Source organism: Psychrobacter sp. DAB_AL32B (assembly GCF_002224105.1).
GTDB lineage: Bacteria > Pseudomonadota > Gammaproteobacteria > Pseudomonadales > Moraxellaceae > Psychrobacter.
Map to the genome: position 1 here is coordinate 1 of NZ_NEXU01000023.1, position 594 is coordinate 594.

The following is a 594-nucleotide window of genomic DNA, read 5'->3' on the forward strand; positions in this document are numbered from 1 at the left end:
AGTGAAAGCTGACAACTCAGTACAGTATGACAGCCCAGCTCAGACGAGCGTAACACTAGGTGGAGTAGGAGCCGCAGCGCCAGTCGTGCTAACTAATATTGCCGCTGGTGATCTAAGCACAACCAGTACCGATGCGGTCAATGGCAGTCAGTTGCATGCTACCAACACAGTGGTCAACAAAGGTTTTGGTTTAAAAGCTGCTGATGGCAATACGGTAATGAAACCATTGGGTGAGCAAGTTGAAGTAGTTGGCTCTAACAGCAACATTACCACTAAAGTGATTGGTGGTAAAATTGCAGTTGCCTTAAATAATGATCTAGATTTAGGTGCTACTGGTAGTGTCACAATGGGTAAAGCTGGTTTCTTAGGTTTAGGACCTGTGACTACCGTTAACAGCCTAGGTGTCTTCACAGGTAATGTGCTAGGTAGTACAGCAGTTACTGGTGCAGGTATCAGTTTAAATGGTCCGTTAGGCATTCCTAGTACTACTTTAACGACTAATGGTCTTAATATCATTGGTGGTCCAAGCGTCACTAAATCTGGTATCGATGCTGGTAATAAGAAGATTACTCGAGTTGATGCTGGTGTCGCCCC

1 pseudogene is annotated in these 594 nt (G+C 44.9%); it reads left to right on the plus strand.

The features are described 5' to 3' along the window. A pseudogene (locus CAN34_RS03230) lies at positions 1 to 594 on the plus strand (hypothetical protein); the annotation flags it as partial.